This is a genomic window from Wolbachia endosymbiont of Oryzaephilus surinamensis (assembly GCF_025617515.1).
Classification (GTDB): domain Bacteria; phylum Pseudomonadota; class Alphaproteobacteria; order Rickettsiales; family Anaplasmataceae; genus Wolbachia.
Window position 1 is genome coordinate 1,707,969 of the sequence record NZ_CP092526.1, and the last position, 20,796, is coordinate 1,728,764.

The window sequence follows — 20,796 nt, forward strand, 5'->3', positions numbered from 1 at the left end:
GTTATGTATAAACATTTTACAGTGCAATATTTATTTTAAAAATGCAAGTTTTGGATTAAAGGAAAACAGAAAAGACCGGAAAGTAGAGTAAACTCAATAATTACAAAATAGAATACAGTCTTCTGGAATAAAGTAATTTCCTGCGCGAAACAGCGCTATCCATGTTAAAGAATAAAAAAAATGGAATTGCTGTCCTTCTATAGTAAAAGTACAAATAACTGATTAGGTGGCTTGAGGAAAGAATGCTGAAACAATGCCTTAACTTCTCTACTCTGAGATTGACGTGCATTTAACATCCCCTTTGAAGCCTGTATTAGCAAGAGCTTTAATTACTAAATGAACAATATCGCGCAATGTTTCATCTTTAATTTTTCTATATTCCCTCACTAGTCTTGATATTTCTTCGCTGCCCACATCGCTACGAAAGGCATTATCATGCAAGTCTTTAGAAGCTTTGGTGAAAAAATATGACATATCAACTGACAAAGCTTCTGCCAAATTATACAGCCTATCAACTATAAGCCTTACCTCTCCAGTTTCATATCCTTGTATATGCTGAAATGAAATTCCAAGCTTTTTTCCTAAGTCCCTTTGGCTAAAACCACACATTAGCCTTCTTTTCCTTATTCTTTCACCTATTTGTTTATCAATAGGGTGTTGTTCAGCTTGCACAATCATTTGTTAATATCTTAATTTATATATCAAAGCAATACTAACTCTCATTGTAACCTTGAGAAAAAGATTTTACTAACGTATAAACTACACTACGTAACCTTTTGCTCTTAATTTCGTTATATCCTTTGACTAGTTTTAGTATTTCTTCATCGTAACTTTCATGTGAGTCGGCGTGCATATCAGTAAAAAAATCAGCAACATCGATCGATAGGGCTTTTACTAAGTCATACAGTCTACTGGCTAAAATACAATTTGAACCATTTTCGTACCTTTGTATCTGTCTATATGAAACACCTATTCTTTTTCCTAATTCAGTTTGTGTCAAGCCACAGTATAACCTAAGTTCCTTTATTTTTTTGCCTAATTCCACCTTTCATTACTAATTTTAGCTGTTCAAGCTTATATTGAATTTTTTAATTTATGAAGTGAAAAAAAGAAGGAAAGTTGGAGAACTTTCCTTCCGGTCTACAGATTACAATAAACCACTATCATAAAAACTAAAGTGGCTCTTCTGTGTTACGATTATATGGTCTATCAATTTCATTCCTACATTTTCGCAGGTTGCAGCTAATGTAAGTGTGTTATCCTCATCCTCTTTTGATGGTTCTATATCTCCACTTGGATGATTATGTGAAATTGCAACAGATGCTGCATCAATCAGTAATCCCTGTTTTATTATTTCCCTCACATACAGAGGTACTCTGTCTATAGTTCCACAGTCTTGAATATACTCATATATTAAATGACCACTTCGATCTAAGTATACCACTCGTAAGCTTTCCTTTCGTGACTGCCCTATTGCTGCTTTAAAGTATTTTAGTAGCTCTTCTCTATTATCAAGAATTGACAATTTTTTTAACTTACCTTTCAGTATCCTATCAAAAATCTCTTTCAGACAAAAGATATTTGCTATTGCTCCATCATTCATTCCTGTAACGTTTTTTAGCTCATGAAAATCAGCATTAATTACCCTTCCTAAACTACTAAAGAGCTCAATTAGCCTTTTTGCCACTTCTCTTCCTTCTGCATATCCAGACAGAGTACGTTCTAGTAGCTCGTGATCCAATAAAGACCTGCCTCTGCTTGATAGAATACGAGTTTCCAATTTTTCTTTTCTCTCACTATTATTCATAAAAACCTCCAAGGTCAACATTATATAAAAATTCAACGCCAGCTTTCTGACGCAGTAGTTCTCGAGGAATAACCCTTTTGAACTCTAAATTTGCAATGTTGTCCTTGTTGCTTTAAAAGCTGGAATACCATTTGCCATGTGAATTTGTGCATTAATATTTACTGTGCTGGTTCCCTGAAGAGCAACGGTATTTATATTTGCAATCATACTATATTATATAAAGTTATTAATATAATATATTGACAAAGTAACGAAGTAAACAGTAGCTGCTAAAAGTGGTTTAATTTAGCAAAAAAGTGTAGTACTCTATCACTTTGCTGATTATATATGTTTATAAGAATAATCGCTTTTCTTTTGCTATATTCAAGCGCAGTTTTCTGTAGTGATTGTAACTTTAACTTACCATATCGTGGGCTCAGTTGTGATTTGGATCTATCATATAGAAATTTAAGTAATATAAAGAAATTATTGAATAACAAAGATAAGTTCGTTGCACTTACGTTTGATGATGGACCGTCTTATAATAGAGCAGGAGATATTATTAATATTCTGGAGAGCAATGAAACAAAAGCGACATTTTTTGTGCTTGGTGAGCGTATAAATAAAAAAACATCTGAAATAGTAAACAAAATCCATAAAGCAGGTCATGAATTAGGTAATCATTCTTGGTCGCATAGGAAGTTGACATCACTTTCAAGTGAGGAGCAATTGCAAGAACTGGAAAAGACAAATGTGGCAATTAAAAATGCAACAGAACAGAATGTAAAATGGTTTCGTCCACCATATGGATGTCATAACGATAATTTGATCAAAAATACTAATCGATTAAATATGTATTCCATATTATGGACAGTTGATTCTCTGGACTGGCAAGGCGATAAATCAGAAATTCTGGTTGAAAGAGTTTTAAGCAATGTACATAATGGAGCGATTATATTGTTCCATGATCACGATAACAAATCAAATACAGTTGAAGCTTTATCTCAGATTATTGAAATACTAAAAAAATCGGGTTACAAACTTGTTACCTTAAGTGAGTGGGAAGAAAGGGTTTGTGATGTAGTGAAAGCTAGAAATGTGTCAATAAAAGGAGAATGAGTGCGTTCTAAAGGAATTCTATGTGGACAAAAAACAAGGTCTTCAACCGCAGGGCATTCATATTAGGTGGTATTCAGCTTACTATTTCTGCTATTTTTAGTTATAGGTTGTATACTTTACAAGTACGAGATAGACAAAAATATGAAGTGCTATCCAATAATAATAGGATAAAAGTTGTTACTATTGTGCCTAAACGAGGCAGGATTTTGGATAGGAATAGCGTTGAACTCGCAGTAAACAAAATTTCGTATATTGTTTTATTTGATGGGCAAAAAACCTTTACTAGGGAAGTTGATTTGCAGATGTTATCAGAAATTAAACCTGATACAACAAAATCATCAGATACAAAAATAACTGCTCTTTATAAACGTTATTACCCGTTTGGTTCGATATGTTCTCATATAATCGGATATACAAAAAAACAGCAAGACATAAATGAAGCAGGGGTTAGTGGAATTGAATATACATATGATCATGTATTAAAAGGCAAGACCGGAAAATCTGAGCAGGAAATAAATTCTAAGAAGCGTATCATGAGAGAGTTATCTAGCATACCGCAGCAAGATGGACAAGATATACAGCTGACAATTGATGTTGATTTACAGAAGAAAATTGCAGAGATATTTAAAGATCACCAAGGTTCCACAGTGGTAATTGATGTAAATAACGGAGAAATTTTAGCATTATATAATTCACCTTCTTACGATAATAATCTTTTCACTAGCAGATTATCAAATGAAACTTGGAAAAATTTAAACAATCCTTCATTACCGCTTGTAAACCGTGCATTATCATATCAAATTCCACCTGGTTCAATATTTAAAATAATAGATGCGCTTGCGGGTTTAAAAGATGGAATAATAACACCAGAAGAAAAGTTCTCGTGTAGGGGCTATATGAAAATAGGTGAACGAAAATTTCGTTGCCTAAAAAGCAAAGTCCATGGATATGTATCTTTAAACGAGGCAATGGCCTTCTCATGCAACACTTACTTTTATAATATAGGAAAAAAAATAAATGTAGATTCTCTACTAGAAATGGCTAGCAAATTTGGTATAGGAAGTGGACCATTAATTGGAATGTTTAAGGAAGAAGCTCCGGGATTGTTGCCTGATGTGGATTGGCGTGCACGCAAGCTATATTCAGAGTGGTATTTAGGTGATACCATTAACTTAGTTATAGGACAAGGGTATTTACTTACAACGCCATTACAGCTTGCAGTTCTTGCAGCGAGGGTTGCAACAGGAAAGGAGGTAATTCCCCACATTGAGATGAGTAAATCAGGGCAAGACTTTCTTGATATTGATGTGAATCATGAGCATCTTAGTGTGGTTCGAAAAGCTATGTTTGACGTGGTGAATTCTAACTATAGAAAAGGACTAGGCAGTATACAAATTGCTGGCAAAACCGGAACACCAGAGATAAACTCTAAAGGTGAAAGTCATAAATTGTTTATCGCTTATGGCCCCTACCATGATCCGCGCTATGCAATCTCAGTGTTTATAGAACATGGTAAAACTCCACGCCAAGATGTTGCAATTGCTAGTGAGATATTGCAATATATGCTTGAAAAATGAACTTATGAAATTGCCATATATGTTACTTGTAATTTATATATTCAAATCAGAGCTTTGAGGTTAAAAAAAAGAAACGAAAATTGCATAAACCTTTTCAATTTAGTGCTTTAATGTTTCTGATGAAGGGAAGGTATTATCCTTATTTTCTATGGAGGTAGACACACTAATTTCGTTATTATCATCAATTGAAGTAATAGGGTGCATCAAAGCAACTTTTATAACTTCATCAATATTCTCAGCAAAAATTACATTGATTTCTTCTTTTATATTTGCAGGAATCTCTTGCATATCTTTCTCATTTTCACTTGGTATAATCACAGTTTTGATTGATCCTCTTAGCGCAGCAAGCAATTTTTCTCTCAAACCCCCAATAGCCAACACTCTACCACGCAATGTTACTTCACCTGTCATAGCAACACTTTTGTTAACTGGTATATTTGTCATAAGAGAAACAATAGATGTACATACTGCACTGCCAGCAGAGGGACCATCTTTTGGCACAGCACCCTCAGGTACATGCAAATGTATATCATTATTTTGAAATTTTTCGGGTTTTATACCGAAAAATAAACAATTTGATCGCACATAACTATACGCAGCTTTTATAGACTCTTGCATAACCTCTCCAAGCTTTCCTGTGTATTTTATTTCCCCCTTGCCCGGAATTAGGACTGACTCTATCATTAAAATATCACCACCTGTTTCAGTATAGGCAAGACCAGTTACTATCCCTACCAAACTCTCATTTTCTGCAATGCCAAAGGTATACTTACGTACCCCTAGATAATCTTGTAAATTACCAGTCTCTACGGATATTTTCTTATTTTTATCAGTTAATATTGCTTTAACTGCCTTTCTCATGAGTTTTGCAAGTTCCCTTTCCATGCTTCGCACGCCGCTTTCACGTGTATATAAACGTATCAACTCGTATAATGCTTCATTGGTTATTTCCCACTCCTTCTGATGCAAACCATGCTCTTTTTTTAATTTTGGAATAAGGTGATGTGTAGCAATACTGATCTTCTCGTCTTCGGTATACCCAGATAATTGTATAATTTCCATCCTATCACGCAAAGGATGCGGTAAATTTAAGCTATTTGCTGTGGCTACAAACATTACACTTGAAAGATCAAACTCAACTTCCAAGTAATGATCTGTAAAATGTTTATTGTGCTCAGTATCCAAAACCTCAAGTAATGCAGATGCAGGATCACCACGCGAATCAGAACCCATCTTATCTATTTCATCAAGCAGGAAAAGCGGGTTGCATGAATTAGCTTTTTTCATGTGTTGAATGATTTTACCAGGCATTGAGCCAATATAAGTTTTCCTGTGTCCTCGTATTTCAGACTCATCACGTATACCACCAAGAGATATGCGAACAAAATCTCTTCCTACTGCTTTTGCCATAGACTTAGCTAAAGAAGTTTTACCAACACCAGGTGGTCCAACTAAGCAAAGTATAGGACCCTTTATCTCTTTTACTCTCTTTAATACTGCTAAAAATTCTATTATTCTATCTTTTACTTTCTCTATGCCATAATGATTTTCATCTAAGATTTTTTTAGCCGCATTTAAGTTAATTTTTGCATCTTTGTACTTTCCCCATGGCAAATCAAGCAACCAATGCAAGTAACTAGATATAACTGTTGCTTCAGGAGAAATGGGATTCATTTTCTTATATCTCTTTAAGTCAGTTATGGCTTTCTCTTTTGCTTCCTCAGAAAGCTTTGTTTCATTTATCTTTTTTTCAAATTCATTGAGTATATTCCCTTCATCTCCATTTTCAAACTCACCTAATTCTTTCTGTATAGCTTTTAATTGCTCATTAAGGTAGTAAACTTTTTGAGTACTTTCAACCTGTGATTTAATTGTCTTATACAAGCGGTTTTGTGCACTCAAAATACTTATTTCTCTCTCAATAAGAGCAAAAACTTTTTTTAAACGCTCTTTTGGGTTATAAACTTCAAGTATGTTTTGCTTGTCTGATACCTTTATATTTAAGTACGAAGCTATCATATCTACAATTTGATTAACCTCTTTAACTTGATCAATGGGGTCAATAATAATCTCGGGCCGACTTTTCTTGCTTAGTTTACACCAATTGTCAAATGCATCTATAACAGAACGCCTTAAAGCTTCTAAATCAATATTATCTTCATTTTCTCCATACTCATAATGACCATCTAACGCTACTCTGGCCTCTAACAAAGTGTGAGAGCTAATATATTCTATAACTCTTCCCCTTCTTACCCCATGAATCATGACTTTTACTGCATTGTCAGGCAGTTTTATTAATGGTTGTATAATGTTTGCTAACACACCTACTTCATAAAGATTCTCTGGCTCTGGATTATCAATAGAACCATCTTTTTGTGCTATGAGAAAAATCTCGTTTTGGTGACTACTGCTACTTATTGCATACTCTAGTGCATGAACAGATTTTTCTCTACCTACGAATAAAGGCAACATTATATTTGGAAAAATTACTACATCTCTTAGAGGTAATACTGGTAATACAGTAGAATTAAAGTTTACAGCACGTCCAATACTCATAATATATGCCTCAAATTAATCATTAACCGTTATAACACTACCCTTATTATTATGATTAATCGTCACTTTGCCTAATTCTACCATTTTCTTAGTAACCGTTATAGTGCTACCTTCAAAACCTCCGTTGCCGGATATATACATAACATCAAGCAAAAGTGACTCTAAGATAGCACGTAACATCCTTGCACCTGTTTTATAGCTTATAGCTTTTTTAGCAATAGCTGATATTGCTTCATCTGAAAACTCAAGGTTTACTTTACTAAATGCAAGCAATGCTTTATATTGTTTTACTAGCGCATTTCTTGGCTCTGTCAACACATGTATTAAATCTTCGTGATCCAGCTCATCTAGAACAGCAGTTATTGGAACTCGTCCTACAAATTCGGGTATCAAACCGAATTTGATTAAGTCCTCAGGTTGAGCATCGCGTAAAGCATTTTTTTTCTTTTGTGCTTTAGACTGACTTATATCTGCTCCAAAGCCAACTGATGTTCCCTTTTTTCTTGCCTCAATAATTTTATTTAGGCCTTCAAAAGCTCCTCCACAAATAAATAGTATATTACTAGTATCTACTTGTATAAACTCTTGTTGCGGGTGTTTTCGCCCTCCTTGTGGCGGAACATAAGCAACTGTACCCTCCATAATCTTAAGCAGAGCTTGCTGGACCCCTTCACCTGAAACGTCACGGGTTATTGAAGTGCTTTCAGATTTTCTTGTAATCTTGTCTATTTCATCGATAAACACTATACCATGCTGTGCCTTTGCAACATCATAATTTGCAGCTTGTAATAGACGTGACAACACGCTTTCTACATCATCACCTACATAACCTGCCTCAGTCAAAGTTGTCGCATCGGCCATAGCAAATGGCACATCTGAAACTTTAGCAAGTGTTTTTGCTAGCAAAGTCTTACCAGAACCAGTAGGGCCAATAAGCATTATATTTGACTTCTCAATTTCAATATCACTTATAGAATGAAGTTGCACCATGGATTGACAATGGTTATACATAGCCACAGATAAAACGTGTTGCGCATGTTCCTGACCTACAACATGCTTACTAAGAAAAATTTTTATATCTTCAGGTTTCTTTAGTAATAGCTTCATATCAGATATATGATCTGAATTAAAAGCTCTCTCTTTCTTTTGACTTATTGCTTTATGGGATAACTCTATGCATTCATTACAAATGAACACCTTTAAACCATCTGAAGAGTTAGTAATCAATTTATCTACTTCGTTTTGTGCCTTGTTACAAAAAGAACAGTAGTGTAAATCATTATTGTTATCCATTAAACTACCTTTTGTTTAACTTTAATATTTTCAATCTTCATATCTTTACGCTCAGCTATTACTCTGTCAATTAAGCCAGTTTTCATTGCTTCTTCAGGATCCATGAATTTATCTCTTTCCATCATTTCTTCAATTTTTTTTAGTGAATTTCCAGTATGTTTTTCATAAATTTGATTTAATTTTTTCTTAACTCGCAAAATTTCATTAGCATGTATTTCTATATCAGTTGCTTGCCCATGATAACCACCAGATGGCTGATGTATCATAATTCTTGAATGAGGTAGCGAGTAACGTTTACCCTCCGCACCAGCTGTAAGCAACAAAGAACCCATAGATGCAGCTTGACCTATACACAAAGTTGAAACGTCTGGATTTATATACTGCATTGTATCGTAGATCGACAAACCAGCAGTTACAACACCACCTGGTGAGTTAATATACATACAAATGTCTTTATCGGGATTTTCCGATTCTAAAAATAAAAGCTGTGCTACTATTACGCTGGCCATGTTGTCTTCAATAGGGCCAGTTACGAAAATTATTCTTTCTTTTACTAGCCTTGAATATATGTCATAAGCCCGCTCACCGCGACTAGTTTGTTCAACTACAATTGGTATAAGAGTCATACCTTTTCCTATCAAATATTATCAAATAATTCCTTTAATTCTTTCACAGAAACAATCTGTTCTTCTTTACTAGCTTTTTCTATCATATAATCCGTCACTTTATACTCAAGCGCTTGCCCTCTAACTAATTCCTGAAATTGTCCATCTGATTTAAAATGTTTAAATACCCTGTCAAATGATACATCTTTACTGACATATTGATTTACAATAACATTCATAATATCACTTTGAGTTAATGATATTTCATGTTCTTTACTGAACTCCATGAATAGCATTGCAAGCTTTACGCGTCTTTCAGCTTCTTTACACGAATCATCTTTAGCATTCAACTCTCTTTCCACTTTCTGCTGTTCCTGTTTTACTACTTCTATAGGCAAATCAAAACTATAACTAGCATCCAAACAATCAAATAGCTCTTTCTTAATTAAGAGATCTTCCATTTCTTTACACTGATTATCAATTACTTCTTTTACATGATCTATTAGCGAAGAATGATCTTCAAAACCAATTCTCCTAGCTATTTCATTATCACTTTGCAAATCTTTGGCAATCTGAATGTCATTAACTCGAACAGAAAAAGCAGCCTCCTGTCCCGCAAGGGAAATTACCTGGTAATCTTCAGGAAATCTCAACTTAAAGCTTTTTGTTTCCCCTTTTTTCATGCCAATTAATTGATCTTCAAAACCATTTATAAATGTTCCAGATCCTAAATTAACAGTAAAATTTTTGCCACTTCCACCTTGAAAGAGCTTATTTCTAATTTGCCCTTCAAAGTCAATTATCAGTTTATCCTCGTTTTTTGCTTGATAAGAAGCATCATCAACAGAGACAAAGTTAGGAAATTTTGTTTTTATAGAATCAATAAATTCTTTTATGTCTCCCTCTTTGATTTTTGCCTTAACTTTCTTCAAATTTATTTTATCAAGATCTATTACTGGCACTTTTGGCATCGATTCAAAAGATAATTTGTACAGAAAGTCACCTTTTTTATCCTTTTTATCAAGGTTTGGTAATGACATAATATCAACCTTAGGATGGATGTGAGACTTAACTTCGATTTTTTTCATTAAATCACTTGAGCAATAGTCAATCGTATCGTTTATCACATATTCCAAAGCTTCGTTTTTATAATTTGTAATAACAAGATCGTAAGGCATCTTTCCTGATCTAAATCCAGGAAATTTTGCATTCTTCGCTATTTCTTGTAATCTAGAGTTTATCTTTTGTTCTATATAATCACTACTAACTGTGATTTCATACTCATACTTTAGTTTATCTACACTAAGTTCCTTATAGGTATATATATTACTTAATGTATCTGCTTCGACTGCATTTTGAGGTATATTACTAGACATTACAACCTGTTATCAATATTTTATTTATGTTTTAATAAAGCCATTTTACCAGAATTTAAGTTAAATACAATCCTTAAGAACAGGTTCTTATACAAACAAAAGTGTACTTAGTGATTATAAATTTTCTCTTAAAACCTGAGTTACATGACTTTAAGTGCGGATAGAGGGACTTGAACCCCCACGAGCAAGCTCACCAGGACCTAAACCTGGCACGTCTACCAATTTCGCCATATCCGCAAGAGCCCTTCATTAACTTATAGATAACCACTTCTGTCATCTTATGCAATTTAAAGATTAGATTTTAGTACCACAGACTGAACTTATAATACTGGTTAACTCCACTATGAGTCTAAGCCTAAATTACTTTAACTAACACTATTAAGATAAGTACTGTCTTAGAAATATTCAAGGCTTATTCAATTTATAGTATTTACACAATAAAAAAAGCTTATTAATATTCTTTAATTAAGGCTCTAAACTCTGGAAATTAATAATGAGATTAATAGCAAGCTTCTTACTCGCAATTTTTCTGATTACACAGAGTGGCTGTACGACTCTTGTAAGTGGTATAGTGGTAACAGCAACTGCAGCGGCTACAGCAATAACAATGCAAGATAAATCCTTGGGAAACATTATTGATGATACAACTATAGTAATAAGAATCAATAAGGGACTCTTAAAACACGGACTGTTCTCATCTATAAAAGTTAAAGTGAGTGAAGGAAGAGTATTACTCATTGGAAATGTTGATAATCATGAAAAGCAACTCACAGCAGAGAAAATAGCTTGGCAGCAAAAAGAGATTAAAGAAGTGATAAATGAAATAAGAGTCACACCAATTAAAATGACTTCTATGCTAGATGTTACTGTAGATGGTATGATAACAGCAGAGATAAGCACGAGGCTTCTGGGAAAAAGAAATATTAAATCAATTAATTATAGCGTTAATACAGTTGATAGAGTCGTTTATTTGATGGGTATAGCTCAAAATAAGGCGGAATTAAAAGCTGTAATAGCAATTGCAAGAAAAGTAAAAGGAGTAAAGCAAGTTGTAAGCTATGTGAGATATAGACATAGCAAATTGCGTCATTGATGAAAATTTACTTGAGTGTTAGTACCATGTAGCTAAGCCATAAAACTCCTTTACAAATTTCGTCAGTTCACTCTTATGGTATGTATAACAATGCTACAGAAAATAATATCATAGAATTCAATAGAATAATTCCTAGAAAATCTCTACATACTAAAAAAAGTAAAATGCTATTTAACACTCCCAAGCTTAAGAATAAATAGCAAACATCTATATCTCGTGCGATATGGCGTTTTATTCCTGAGATTTTTTTACCAGCGTCATAGCCTTTTTCTTCATCAGTGTCTGCGTTCTTTACACTCTGAGTGTCAATTATGCAAAAGCTGATTTTTTCTTTCCAAACATTGTTTTGTCGGACCACACTAACTATTTTTTTTAACATGCACTCCAAAATACTTTTTTTTATTTCCTTTTACTTTTTCACTCCATTTTTGAAATAATCATAACAATTGCGCCGTTTTGGGAAACTCTTTTGGTAGCATCCTCCACTGATAACCACTTTTTAGGGCGTACAACACTCCGCAAAATATATTCATACAAATCAAGTTTTCTTGGTTTTGTTTTTTCCACAAGACTCCAGATCTGGTGAAATAATCTCAAACTTCTCTCGACTTATGTCACTTGGGTATACACTCCTCATATATCCTAATTTATACACTCTATTTCTTACTTTATGCCTTTCTTGAGATTATGAACAGGTTCTTAGAAAGCTAGCGTTCTACTAGTCATGTTCTTTATCTTGCTTTACAACAATGCATCTTTTCATTCCAGCCAAGTCGTATACGTATTCCTGAAAAGCCAGTCCATATAAGGGTATTATTTTGTCAATATTGCTCTGATCTTCGCCTATTTCCAGTATCGCAAACCCATCTTTTTTAAGGCACTTTTTCAATATTGGAAAAATACTCAGGTAACAGCTCAATCCATCGATACCACCATCAAGAGCAATTCTTGGCTCTTTTTGCACTTCAGCTTGCAGATTTTTTAACTTACTTCTTTTAATATATGGAGGATTGCTTATTATAAGATCAAATAAATCTCTACATTCTGTCCACGAATTTGGAAATATTTTAGCTCTGTTGAGAAGATTATGTTTCTTTGTGTTCTGGCAGGTAATTTTGTATGCTTCCAGGCTTTTTTCAAAACCAACTCCAATAGCATATTCATACTCACTAAGTATGGAGATCAACAAACAGCCTGTGCCTGTGCCAAAATCTGCAATTTTTATTTTTTGCTTCTTATTTTGGTAATATTTTAACACTGTTGAAATTACTGTCTCACTATCTGGTCTTGGATCTAGAACATGTTGGTTAACTATAAAATTTTTACTCCAGAATTCACGATTACCTATTATTTGCGATATTGGATATCTTTCTGCTCTTTTTTTCGTTAATTTCCAGAATAGAAGCTCTTTGTTTCTTGGTACCTGATTGGTGTGATTCATGATTGTGAATGATCTTTCTACTCCAAGTACGTACTGCATGATGATTTCACAATCCAAATGTGGTGATTCAATTCTATGTGATGATAGTAGCTTTGACCCTTCTTTAATTAAAGCGCTGATTGTTTTCATTATTCTAAAAACGTGTTCCTTGTATGCAAGAACAGCAAAATTGAGTATAGAATTTTGAACTTAGGGTAGCTGCATTAAATCTAAGTGTCAAGAGTAGGATTGTAAAAATCATCTGGCTTTACTGGTAATTCGGTTAGTATTTTTGCATTAATGTTAGAAACTCTTGGCTCTATTATAAGGATTATTTTCTGCATATTCTTTGATAGCCATCACAGTATATTACTTGTTCCATATCTATATTAATTCGACCACAGCAAGTGATAATTTCTTAATATTAAAACCAATATGCGCTTTAGCATATAATTATCAGTAGCTTTCAAAGCAATTGGGCTGAGATTATTAGAGTAGTAATGTTTATTTTTATATTGACTATTGAGGTTTATTATTTTATAACTAAGACTTAGTTATTTTCAGAGTTTTAAATTTACAGTATATGCCTACGATAAATCAATTAATATGTAAGGGTAGATCAGGGTTAACTCGCAAGAAGAAGGTGCCAGCTTTGGGAAAATGCAATCCTCAAAGAAGGGGTGTTTGCACTAAGGTATATACTACAACTCCTAGAAAGCCTAACTCAGCACTACGTAAGGTAGCTAGAGTAAAGATTAGTGGATACGGTGAAGTGACGGCTTATATACCTGGCGAAGGTCATAATTTACAAGAGCATTCCGTTGTTTTAATACGTGGTGGGCGAGTTAAGGATTTGCCGGGTGTACGTTATCACATAATAAGAGGTGCTCTTGATCTACGTGGTGTGCAAAATCGAAAGAAAGCCCGTTCGAAATATGGTGTAAAGAAATCTGGTTAAAATTTATGGCACGTCGTAATAAAGCAAAAAAAAGAACAAGCCCTGACTCTCGTTATGGTAGTGTCTTGCTTATGCGTTTTATTAATATAATTATGAAATGTGGTAAAAAGTCTATTGCAGAAAAGATTGCTTATAGTGCTTTGTCCTTAGCTGAAAAGAAAATAGGCAAAGATGCCTTATCAATTTTTGAAACAGCAGTAGAAAATGTTACCCCTTCTATAGAAGTACGCTCTCGGCGTATTGGTGGTGCAACTTATCAAGTCCCTGTTGAAATTCGTCAAGATAGAGCAATTTCTTTGGCATTAAGGTGGATTGCTAGAGCAACTTCTGCTGCTCGCAAAAAGAGTGGTAGAACTACTGTTTATTGTTTGCAGTCTGAAATATTAGATGCTTATAATAAATGTGGTGGTGCATTTAAGATGTGTGAAGAAAAGTATAAAATGGCTGAAGCTAATAAGGCATTTTCTCATCTTCGTTTTTAATATTAGCTGATTGATTGTGGTATGGAAGTTTTAATATCTAGGTATAGAAATATAGGAATAATGGCTCATATAGATGCTGGCAAGACCACCACAACAGAGCGTATTTTATTTTATACTGGTAAACAAAATAGGATTGGTGAAGTGCACGATGGTGCGGCTTCTATGGATTGGATGGAGCAAGAGAAGGAGCGTGGCATTACAATTACCTCTGCTGCAACAACATGTTTTTGGAATGATCATAGGATTAATATAATAGATACTCCTGGTCATGTTGATTTCACTATTGAGGTTGAGAGATCTTTGAGGGTTTTGGATGGTGCAGTTGCTGTATTTGATGGAGTTGCTGGAGTTGAGCCTCAGTCTGAAACGGTTTGGCGTCAAGCTGATAAATATACCGTTCCTCGTATCTGCTTTGTTAATAAAATGGATAGAATAGGGGCAAATTTTTATCGATGTATCGATATGATAAAAACGAAGCTTGGCGCATCACCTTTAGTTATTCAGTTGCCAATAGGAAGTGAGAAAGATTTTAAAGGCATAATCGATCTTATTTCTATGAAAGCTATTATATGGCAAGAAGAAACATTAGGCGCTAAATTTTCTTATGAAGATATTCCTTCTGATTTGCTTGATAAGGCTCAAGAGTATCGAAATCTTTTATTAGATGCTGCAGCTGAAATGGATGATGAGGCGATAAATACTTACTTTGAATCTAACGATCTGCCAATTGATTTGTTGAAAAAGTGTGTGAGAAGCGGGACCATTAAAGGAAAATTTGTCCCTGTATTATGTGGGTCAGCTTTTAAAAACAAAGGCGTGCAATCACTTTTAGATGGTGTGGTTGATTTTTTACCCTCTCCTATTGATGTTGATGTAATTATTGGAACTGATCCTAAAGATTCAGAAAAGAAAATTGAGATCAAACCTTCAGAAAAAGAGAAATTCGTTGCTCTTGCGTTTAAAGTGATGACGGATAAATTTGTAGGTAGCTTGACGTTTATTCGTATTTATTCCGGTAAGTTAAAATCTAAATCTGCTGTGTTAAATGCTGGAAAGAATGAGACTGAAGGAATTGGTAGAATGTTGCTTATGCATGCAAATAACAGAGAAGATATAAACGAAGCTAAAGTTGGTGATATAGTTGCCTTAGTTGGATTAAAGAAAACAATTACTGGTGATACTTTATGTTCATCTGATTTTCCTATACTATTAGAGCGTATGGAATTTCCTGATCCTGTTATTGAAATTGCTATAGAACCGAAAACCACCTCAGATCAGGAAAAATTAGGTGTTGCTTTGAATAGATTGGTTGCAGAAGATCCTTCTTTAAGGATGTCAGTAAATGCAGAGAGTGGGCAGACTATATTGAAAGGTATGGGTGAGCTGCATCTTGAGATTATTATTGATAGAATGAAGCGCGAGTTTAATGTTGAAGCTAACGTTGGTGCGCCTCAAGTTGCATATCGTGAAACTATCACTAAATCTGTTGAAATTGATTACACTCATAAAAAACAATCAGGTGGTGCTGGTCAGTTTGCTAAAGTTAAAATAAAATTCGAACCTCTTGAGCCTGGTTTTGGCTTTCAGTTTGAAAGTAAAATTGTAGGCGGTGCTATTCCAAAAGAGTATATACCTGGAGTGCAAAATGGCTTAGAGTTGATAAAAGAAGGTGGTATAATTTCCGGCTTTCCATTGATTGATTTTAAGGCTACTCTTCTTGATGGTGCTTTTCATGATGTTGATTCTAGTCCTTTGGCTTTTGAACTTGCTGCTAAGGGTGCTTTTAAGGAAATGGCAAATAAAGCTGGTCCAAAAATGCTAGAACCTATAATGAAAGTGGAAATCATTACTCCTGAAGAATATATGGGTGATGTTATGGGTGATATAAATAGTAGAAGAGGCAGTGTTGTTGATATGCTGGATTTAGGTAATAATAGCAAAATAATTACTGCTTCGGTTCCTCTTGCAAATATGTTTGGTTATATAAATGTTTTGCGTTCTATATCTCAGGGAAGAGCTCAGTATAGTATGCATTTTTCTTGTTATGAACAAGTGCCACAATATGTGGTTGATGAGTTAAAGTTAAAGTATAATTAAAGGTTAGTAATTATGACAGCGATAGTAGAAGCATTTGGAAAGCCGCATGTAAACGTGGGAACGATAGGACATGTGGATCATGGGAAGACAACGTTAACAGCGGCGATAACAAAGCATTATGGTAATTTTGTAGCATATGATCAAATAGATAAAGCGCCAGAAGAAAGAAAGAGAGGGATAACAATAGCAACAGCGCATGTTGAATATCAAACAGAAAAGAGACACTATGCACACGTTGATTGCCCTGGACATGCTGATTATGTAAAGAATATGATAGTAGGTGCAGCACAGATGGATGCAGCGATATTGGTAGTGTCAGGGGTTGATGGGCCGATGCCACAAACGAGAGAGCATATATTGCTGGCAAAACAGGTGGGTGTTGGATATATCGTGGTATATATAAATAAAGCTGATGTTGCTGATGCTGATATGATAGATTTGGTAGAGATGGAAGTGAGAGAGTTGCTGAGTAAGTATGGATTTCCAGGTGATGAAGTGCCTATGATAGTTGGGTCTGCGTTAAAAGCATTAGAGGATGATAGTAGTGAGTATGGAAAGAAATCAATAGATAAATTGATGGAGAAGTTAGATGAGTATGTGGCAGTACCTCCAAGGCCTATAGATTTGCCGTTTTTGTTGCCAATAGAAGATGTATTTTCAATATCGGGCCGAGGGACGGTAGTAACAGGAAGAATAGAGAAGGGGGAGATAAAGACAGGGGATGAGATAGAGATAATAGGTCTGAAAGCGACGCAAAAGACGATATGTACTGGTGTTGAGATGTTTAAGAAGTTGCTAGATAAGGGAAGTGCAGGACTCAATGTAGGAATACTACTAAGAGGAACAAAGAGAGAAGAAGTGGAGAGAGGGCAAGTATTGGCAAAACCAGGGACAATAACCCCGCATAAGAAATTTAATGCGGAGGTGTATATATTGAAGAAAGAAGAAGGAGGAAGGCATACACCATTTTTTGGAAATTATCAGCCACAGTTTTATTTAAGGACAACGGATGTAACTGGGAGCATAAAATTGCTAGATGGAAAGGAGATGGTAATGCCAGGGGACAATGTAAGTATAGAAGTGGAGTTGCAAGTACCAATAGCAATGGATAAAGGATTACGTTTTGCGATAAGAGAAGGTGGTAGAACTGTTGGTTCTGGCGTTGTTTCGGAAATTTTAGAGTAAACTTTGAATTATAGGAGTGTAGCTCAATTGGTAGAGCGCTGGTCTCCAAAACCAGAGGTTGTAGGTTCAATTCCTATCGCTCCTGCATTAATATTATGGTAGAAATGTTAAAAAACCTGTATGTTTTTTTTTGCGATATAAAGCAAGAAATAAGGAGAATTGCTTGGATAAAAAAACAGCAGGTATTGTCATCTTTGTTTATTGTAATAACTGTTATATTATGCTTTTCGATTTTCTTTTGCTTCGTAGATTTTATGTCTCTTTACGTAATTAAGACTTTATTTGGAATTATTTATGGAATATAAGTATAAATGGTATATCATTAAAGTCGATTACGGGTATGAGAAGGATATATGCGAGTTGGCAACCAATACTGTTTACTTTAAGGAGGTGTTTATTCCTTATCAGACAGTATGTGATGTAAAATCTGATATAAAAGAGTTATGTGAAGTATATATATGTATGCATCTGTGTGATGAAAGCAAAAATATTTTGAATCAAATGACTGGGTTTTGTGGTGATGAGTCTGGTCATTTTGAGATGATTTCAGATGATGAGGTAATTTTAAAACGTAAGGAATTTAATAGATATAAGTGGTACATTTTAAGAGTTGCCTCTAATTATGAAGAGAAAGTGCGCCAATATATATTAGAAAATTCTATGAGATTGAATATTAATAATTATTTTAATAGGGTTTTTATTCCTTGTGAAGAATTAAGTGAGATGGATTTAAAATCTAAAAAAAATGCTAAACGAAGGAAGTCCTTTCCTGGTTATGTCTTTTTATACATGAATTTATGCGATGAGGTATTAAATTTTATTAATAATATACCAAAATCTCTTAAGGTTTATGGATTTTTGAAAAATGGTAATGTTCCAAAGGTGATTGAGGATAATGAGATTCGCTCAATGTGTAGTGCGCTTTACAATGCTCAAGAAACGAAAAAGTTGAGTTATGGTTATGAGAAAGGTGAAAAAGTAAAAATTAATGATGGTCTTTTTCAAAATTTTACTGGTAAGGTAGATATGGTAAATGATGAGAAAAAAATTATTAATATTGAAGTATCAATCTTAGGTAAGCCAACAATAATAGAGCTTGATTTGGCTCAAGTAGAGAAAATAGAGGATTAATTATGAGTAATGTAGTTGCTAAGATTAACTTGCTTATGGAAGCTGGAAAAGCAGTTCCAGGACCGAAAATTGCTTCAGTACTTGGCCCGCGTGGTATACCTGTTCCTAAATTTTGTGAAGCTTTTAATAAAGCTACTAGCGCTGCTAACGCTAGTTATAAAGTAGGTGATTTAGTAACAGTGAGAATTTCCATAAAGGATGATCGCTCTCATGATTTTACTGTCAGCGGTCCGCCTGTGGCTTATTTGCTTAAGCAGGAAGCTAAATTAAGTAAAGGTTCTGGTAATTCTGGTAAAGAATTAGTGGCTAAATTATCTATGTCTGCTATCATTAAAGTGGCAAAGTGTAAGATGGTTGATATGAAAGTGGATAATGAAGATTCAGCAGTGAAGATGGTTATAGGCACTGCAAAATCTATGGGTATAGAAGTTGTGGAAGGTTAGGTAAATGAGTACATATAATGATGATTCTAAGCGGTGTTTGGAGAAGATTGTTGAGTCTGCTTCAGCAAAATTTAATGAATCAGTTGATATCGCAGTCAATTTAGGTGTAGATTCACGTAAATCTGAAGAGCAGGTGCGTGGTACAGTAGTGTTGCCTAAAGGTATCGGGAAGAATATTAAAGTAGCTGTTTTTGCTCAAGATAAACATTTATTAGAAGCTGAAAAAGCTGGTGCTGATATTACAGGAGGAGAAGATTTAATTGAAGAGATAAAAAAAGGTAGAAAGTTGAATGTTGATTGGTGCATCACTACTCCTGATTTCATGGCAAAAATCACTCCTATTGCAAAAGTATTGGGTGCTAAAGGGCTGATGCCTAACCCTAAATTTGGTACTGTGACTTCTAACATTGCGGAAGCTACTAAAACCATTAAGTCTGGTCAAATAAAATTCAGGACGGATAAAAATGGGGTTATTCATGGTAAATTAGGAAGTATTAAATTTGATATTGATGATTTGCTGGAAAATTTAAAAGCCTTTCTTAAAGTAATTAGAGACAATAAACCTGCTTCTGTGAAAGGAGTTTACTTTAAAAGCGTTTTTTTAAATTCAACTATGGGTAAAGCTCATAAAATAAACAAAGTAGAAGATATAATTTAAGGGAGCGAAATTGTGAAGCGTAAAGATAAGGATGAATTTATACAAAACATAATGAATGTGTTTGTAAATAATGATTTCTTAATATTGGTAAATTTCAAGTCTATGAATGTTAGCAATTCATTAATTCTTAGGAATAGTCTAAAATCTGTAATGGGTGGGATGTTAGTAGTTAAAAATACTCTAGCTTGCTTGGCTTTGGAAAGGACTGGTAAATTTTCTTATTTATCAGGTAAATTTTCTGGTTCTGTTGCTATTATATATTCTAGTGCTATAGTAGAAGCTGCAAAGTTAATAGTTGATTTTATTAATGCTAACAAAGAAAAAATGTCTGTGATTTGTGCGGCTCATATAAATGAATTGTTAACAGTGGAAGATGTTAACAAATTGGCTAAGCTTCCCTCTCTGGATGAATTGCGTGTTAAAATTATGCGTTTAATATCTTATGATATTCCTGCTCGGTTAGCATTGTCTATTAATTCATCTTCTATGAGGCTTATGAGAGTTTTGGATTACTATAGTTCTAAAAAATAAATTTGTTGTTAAATAAGGTGGTCAGTATGAATAATGTAACAAGTGATTTGGTTGATAAAATATTATCTTTAAATCTATTAGAAGCTTCTGAACTTGTAAAAGTTCTAGAAGAAAAAATAGGGTTGCCTAGTGGTTCTTTTCTTGGTGGAGCTGTTGGTGCTGGGGTGCCTATTAGTGATAATGCTAATGCTCCTGTTGCTCAAGAAAAAGCTGAATATAAAGTTGTAATCAAAGAGATTGATGCAAGCAAAAAAATAGGAGTGATTAAAGCTATTAGAGAAGTTAATTCTACATTGAATTTAAAAGAAGCGAAAGAATTAGTTGAGTCTTTACCCAAAGATTTGACTGCTAATGTTTCTAAAGACGAAGCAGAAAAAATAAAGCAAAAACTTATTGAAGCAGGAGCAACTAAAGTTGAGCTTGAATAAAATGTTAGTATATTAATTTTATGTTGATATAGCTCTTTTAATTAGTGAAGGTATTTTA

21 protein-coding genes, 2 tRNA genes and 1 pseudogene are annotated in these 20,796 nt (G+C 34.2%); 14 read left to right on the plus strand and 10 right to left on the minus strand.

What is annotated here, in order from left to right:
- Positions 1–267: 267 nt before the first annotated feature.
- The 3 genes from MJ631_RS07865 to MJ631_RS07875 form a co-directional block, all read right to left on the minus strand.
- Positions 268–678, minus strand: a complete 411-nt coding sequence (locus tag MJ631_RS07865; protein ID WP_262986365.1) for a helix-turn-helix domain-containing protein — start codon at positions 676–678, stop codon at positions 268–270.
- A 34-nt stretch (positions 679–712) separates the two neighbouring features.
- Positions 713–1,045, minus strand: coding sequence for a helix-turn-helix domain-containing protein (locus MJ631_RS07870; RefSeq protein WP_262986366.1), 333 nt, complete (start codon positions 1,043–1,045; stop codon positions 713–715).
- 102 nt (positions 1,046–1,147) lie between these two features.
- Entirely contained in the window at positions 1,148–1,807 is a 660-nt protein-coding gene (locus MJ631_RS07875; protein ID WP_262986367.1) for a JAB domain-containing protein, read from the minus strand.
- Between the two features lie 327 nt (positions 1,808–2,134).
- Here MJ631_RS07875 and MJ631_RS07880 point away from each other — a divergent pair, with 327 nt between their 5' ends.
- Both MJ631_RS07880 and MJ631_RS07885 read left to right on the plus strand, forming a co-directional pair.
- Entirely contained in the window at positions 2,135–2,905 is a 771-nt protein-coding gene (locus MJ631_RS07880) for a polysaccharide deacetylase family protein (protein WP_149168629.1), read from the plus strand.
- A 20-nt stretch (positions 2,906–2,925) separates the two neighbouring features.
- On the plus strand, positions 2,926–4,482 hold the full coding sequence (locus MJ631_RS07885) for a penicillin-binding transpeptidase domain-containing protein (RefSeq protein WP_149168628.1): 1,557 nt from the start codon (positions 2,926–2,928) through the stop codon (positions 4,480–4,482).
- 99 nt (positions 4,483–4,581) lie between these two features.
- On the opposite strand, the gene lon is transcribed toward MJ631_RS07885, so the two are convergent.
- The 5 genes from lon to MJ631_RS07910 form a co-directional block, all read right to left on the minus strand.
- Complete coding sequence (gene lon / locus MJ631_RS07890; RefSeq protein WP_149168627.1) at positions 4,582–7,038, minus strand: endopeptidase La; 2,457 nt, start codon at positions 7,036–7,038, stop codon at positions 4,582–4,584.
- Between the two features lie 15 nt (positions 7,039–7,053).
- Positions 7,054–8,331: an ATP-dependent Clp protease ATP-binding subunit ClpX gene (gene clpX, locus MJ631_RS07895; RefSeq protein WP_007302000.1), complete on the minus strand. Its 1,278-nt coding sequence runs from the start codon at positions 8,329–8,331 to the stop codon at positions 7,054–7,056.
- Positions 8,331–8,957, minus strand: coding sequence for an ATP-dependent Clp endopeptidase proteolytic subunit ClpP (clpP, locus tag MJ631_RS07900; protein WP_007301999.1), 627 nt, complete (start codon positions 8,955–8,957; stop codon positions 8,331–8,333). Before clpP ends, clpX begins: the two co-directional genes overlap by 1 nt.
- Positions 8,958–8,968: 11 nt before the next feature.
- Positions 8,969–10,312: a trigger factor gene (gene tig, locus MJ631_RS07905; protein WP_262986368.1), complete on the minus strand. Its 1,344-nt coding sequence runs from the start codon at positions 10,310–10,312 to the stop codon at positions 8,969–8,971.
- Between the two features lie 155 nt (positions 10,313–10,467).
- A tRNA-Leu gene (locus MJ631_RS07910) sits at positions 10,468–10,549 on the minus strand.
- A gap of 256 nt (positions 10,550–10,805) precedes the next feature.
- On the opposite strand from MJ631_RS07910, the gene MJ631_RS07915 reads away from it, so the two are divergent.
- Entirely contained in the window at positions 10,806–11,405 is a 600-nt protein-coding gene (locus MJ631_RS07915; RefSeq protein WP_019236651.1) for a BON domain-containing protein, read from the plus strand.
- A gap of 211 nt (positions 11,406–11,616) precedes the next feature.
- Here the strand turns inward: MJ631_RS07915 and MJ631_RS07920 are convergent.
- Positions 11,617–12,042 (minus strand): annotated as a pseudogene (locus MJ631_RS07920) (transposase); the annotation flags it as partial.
- An 81-nt stretch (positions 12,043–12,123) separates the two neighbouring features.
- A complete protein-coding gene (prmC, locus tag MJ631_RS07925) occupies positions 12,124–12,975 on the minus strand; it encodes a peptide chain release factor N(5)-glutamine methyltransferase (RefSeq protein ID WP_019236648.1) in 852 nt (283 codons plus the stop codon).
- A 433-nt stretch (positions 12,976–13,408) separates the two neighbouring features.
- Here prmC and rpsL point away from each other — a divergent pair, with 433 nt between their 5' ends.
- The 11 genes from rpsL (at position 13,409) to rplL (ending at position 20,738) form a co-directional block, all read left to right on the plus strand.
- Positions 13,409–13,783 carry a 30S ribosomal protein S12 gene (gene rpsL, locus MJ631_RS07930; protein WP_010406837.1) on the plus strand — a complete coding sequence of 125 codons (375 nt, stop codon included), beginning with the start codon at positions 13,409–13,411 and terminating at the stop codon, positions 13,781–13,783.
- A 5-nt stretch (positions 13,784–13,788) separates the two neighbouring features.
- Positions 13,789–14,265: a 30S ribosomal protein S7 gene (gene rpsG, locus MJ631_RS07935; RefSeq protein ID WP_006014699.1), complete on the plus strand. Its 477-nt coding sequence runs from the start codon at positions 13,789–13,791 to the stop codon at positions 14,263–14,265.
- 21 nt (positions 14,266–14,286) lie between these two features.
- Positions 14,287–16,362 (plus strand): elongation factor G, encoded by a 2,076-nt coding sequence (gene fusA, locus MJ631_RS07940; protein WP_006014698.1) that lies wholly within the window; start codon positions 14,287–14,289, stop codon positions 16,360–16,362.
- Positions 16,363–16,374: 12 nt separating this feature from the next.
- Positions 16,375–17,547: an elongation factor Tu gene (gene tuf, locus MJ631_RS07945; protein WP_007301992.1), complete on the plus strand. Its 1,173-nt coding sequence runs from the start codon at positions 16,375–16,377 to the stop codon at positions 17,545–17,547.
- A gap of 12 nt (positions 17,548–17,559) precedes the next feature.
- A tRNA-Trp gene (locus tag MJ631_RS07950) sits at positions 17,560–17,632 on the plus strand.
- A gap of 19 nt (positions 17,633–17,651) precedes the next feature.
- On the plus strand, positions 17,652–17,852 hold the full coding sequence (secE, locus tag MJ631_RS08060; RefSeq protein WP_007301991.1) for a preprotein translocase subunit SecE: 201 nt from the start codon (positions 17,652–17,654) through the stop codon (positions 17,850–17,852).
- Entirely contained in the window at positions 17,842–18,678 is an 837-nt protein-coding gene (gene nusG / locus MJ631_RS07955; protein WP_010406831.1) for a transcription termination/antitermination protein NusG, read from the plus strand. The genes secE and nusG overlap by 11 nt, the downstream gene beginning before the upstream one ends.
- A 2-nt stretch (positions 18,679–18,680) precedes the next feature.
- Positions 18,681–19,121, plus strand: a complete 441-nt coding sequence (locus tag MJ631_RS07960; RefSeq protein ID WP_010406829.1) for a 50S ribosomal protein L11 — start codon at positions 18,681–18,683, stop codon at positions 19,119–19,121.
- Positions 19,122–19,125: 4 nt separating this feature from the next.
- Entirely contained in the window at positions 19,126–19,779 is a 654-nt protein-coding gene (gene rplA / locus MJ631_RS07965; RefSeq protein ID WP_019236646.1) for a 50S ribosomal protein L1, read from the plus strand.
- 12 nt (positions 19,780–19,791) lie between these two features.
- On the plus strand, positions 19,792–20,310 hold the full coding sequence (rplJ, locus tag MJ631_RS07970; protein ID WP_007301987.1) for a 50S ribosomal protein L10: 519 nt from the start codon (positions 19,792–19,794) through the stop codon (positions 20,308–20,310).
- A gap of 26 nt (positions 20,311–20,336) precedes the next feature.
- On the plus strand, positions 20,337–20,738 hold the full coding sequence (gene rplL, locus MJ631_RS07975) for a 50S ribosomal protein L7/L12 (protein ID WP_007301986.1): 402 nt from the start codon (positions 20,337–20,339) through the stop codon (positions 20,736–20,738).
- The last annotated feature ends 58 nt before the right edge of the window (positions 20,739–20,796 follow it).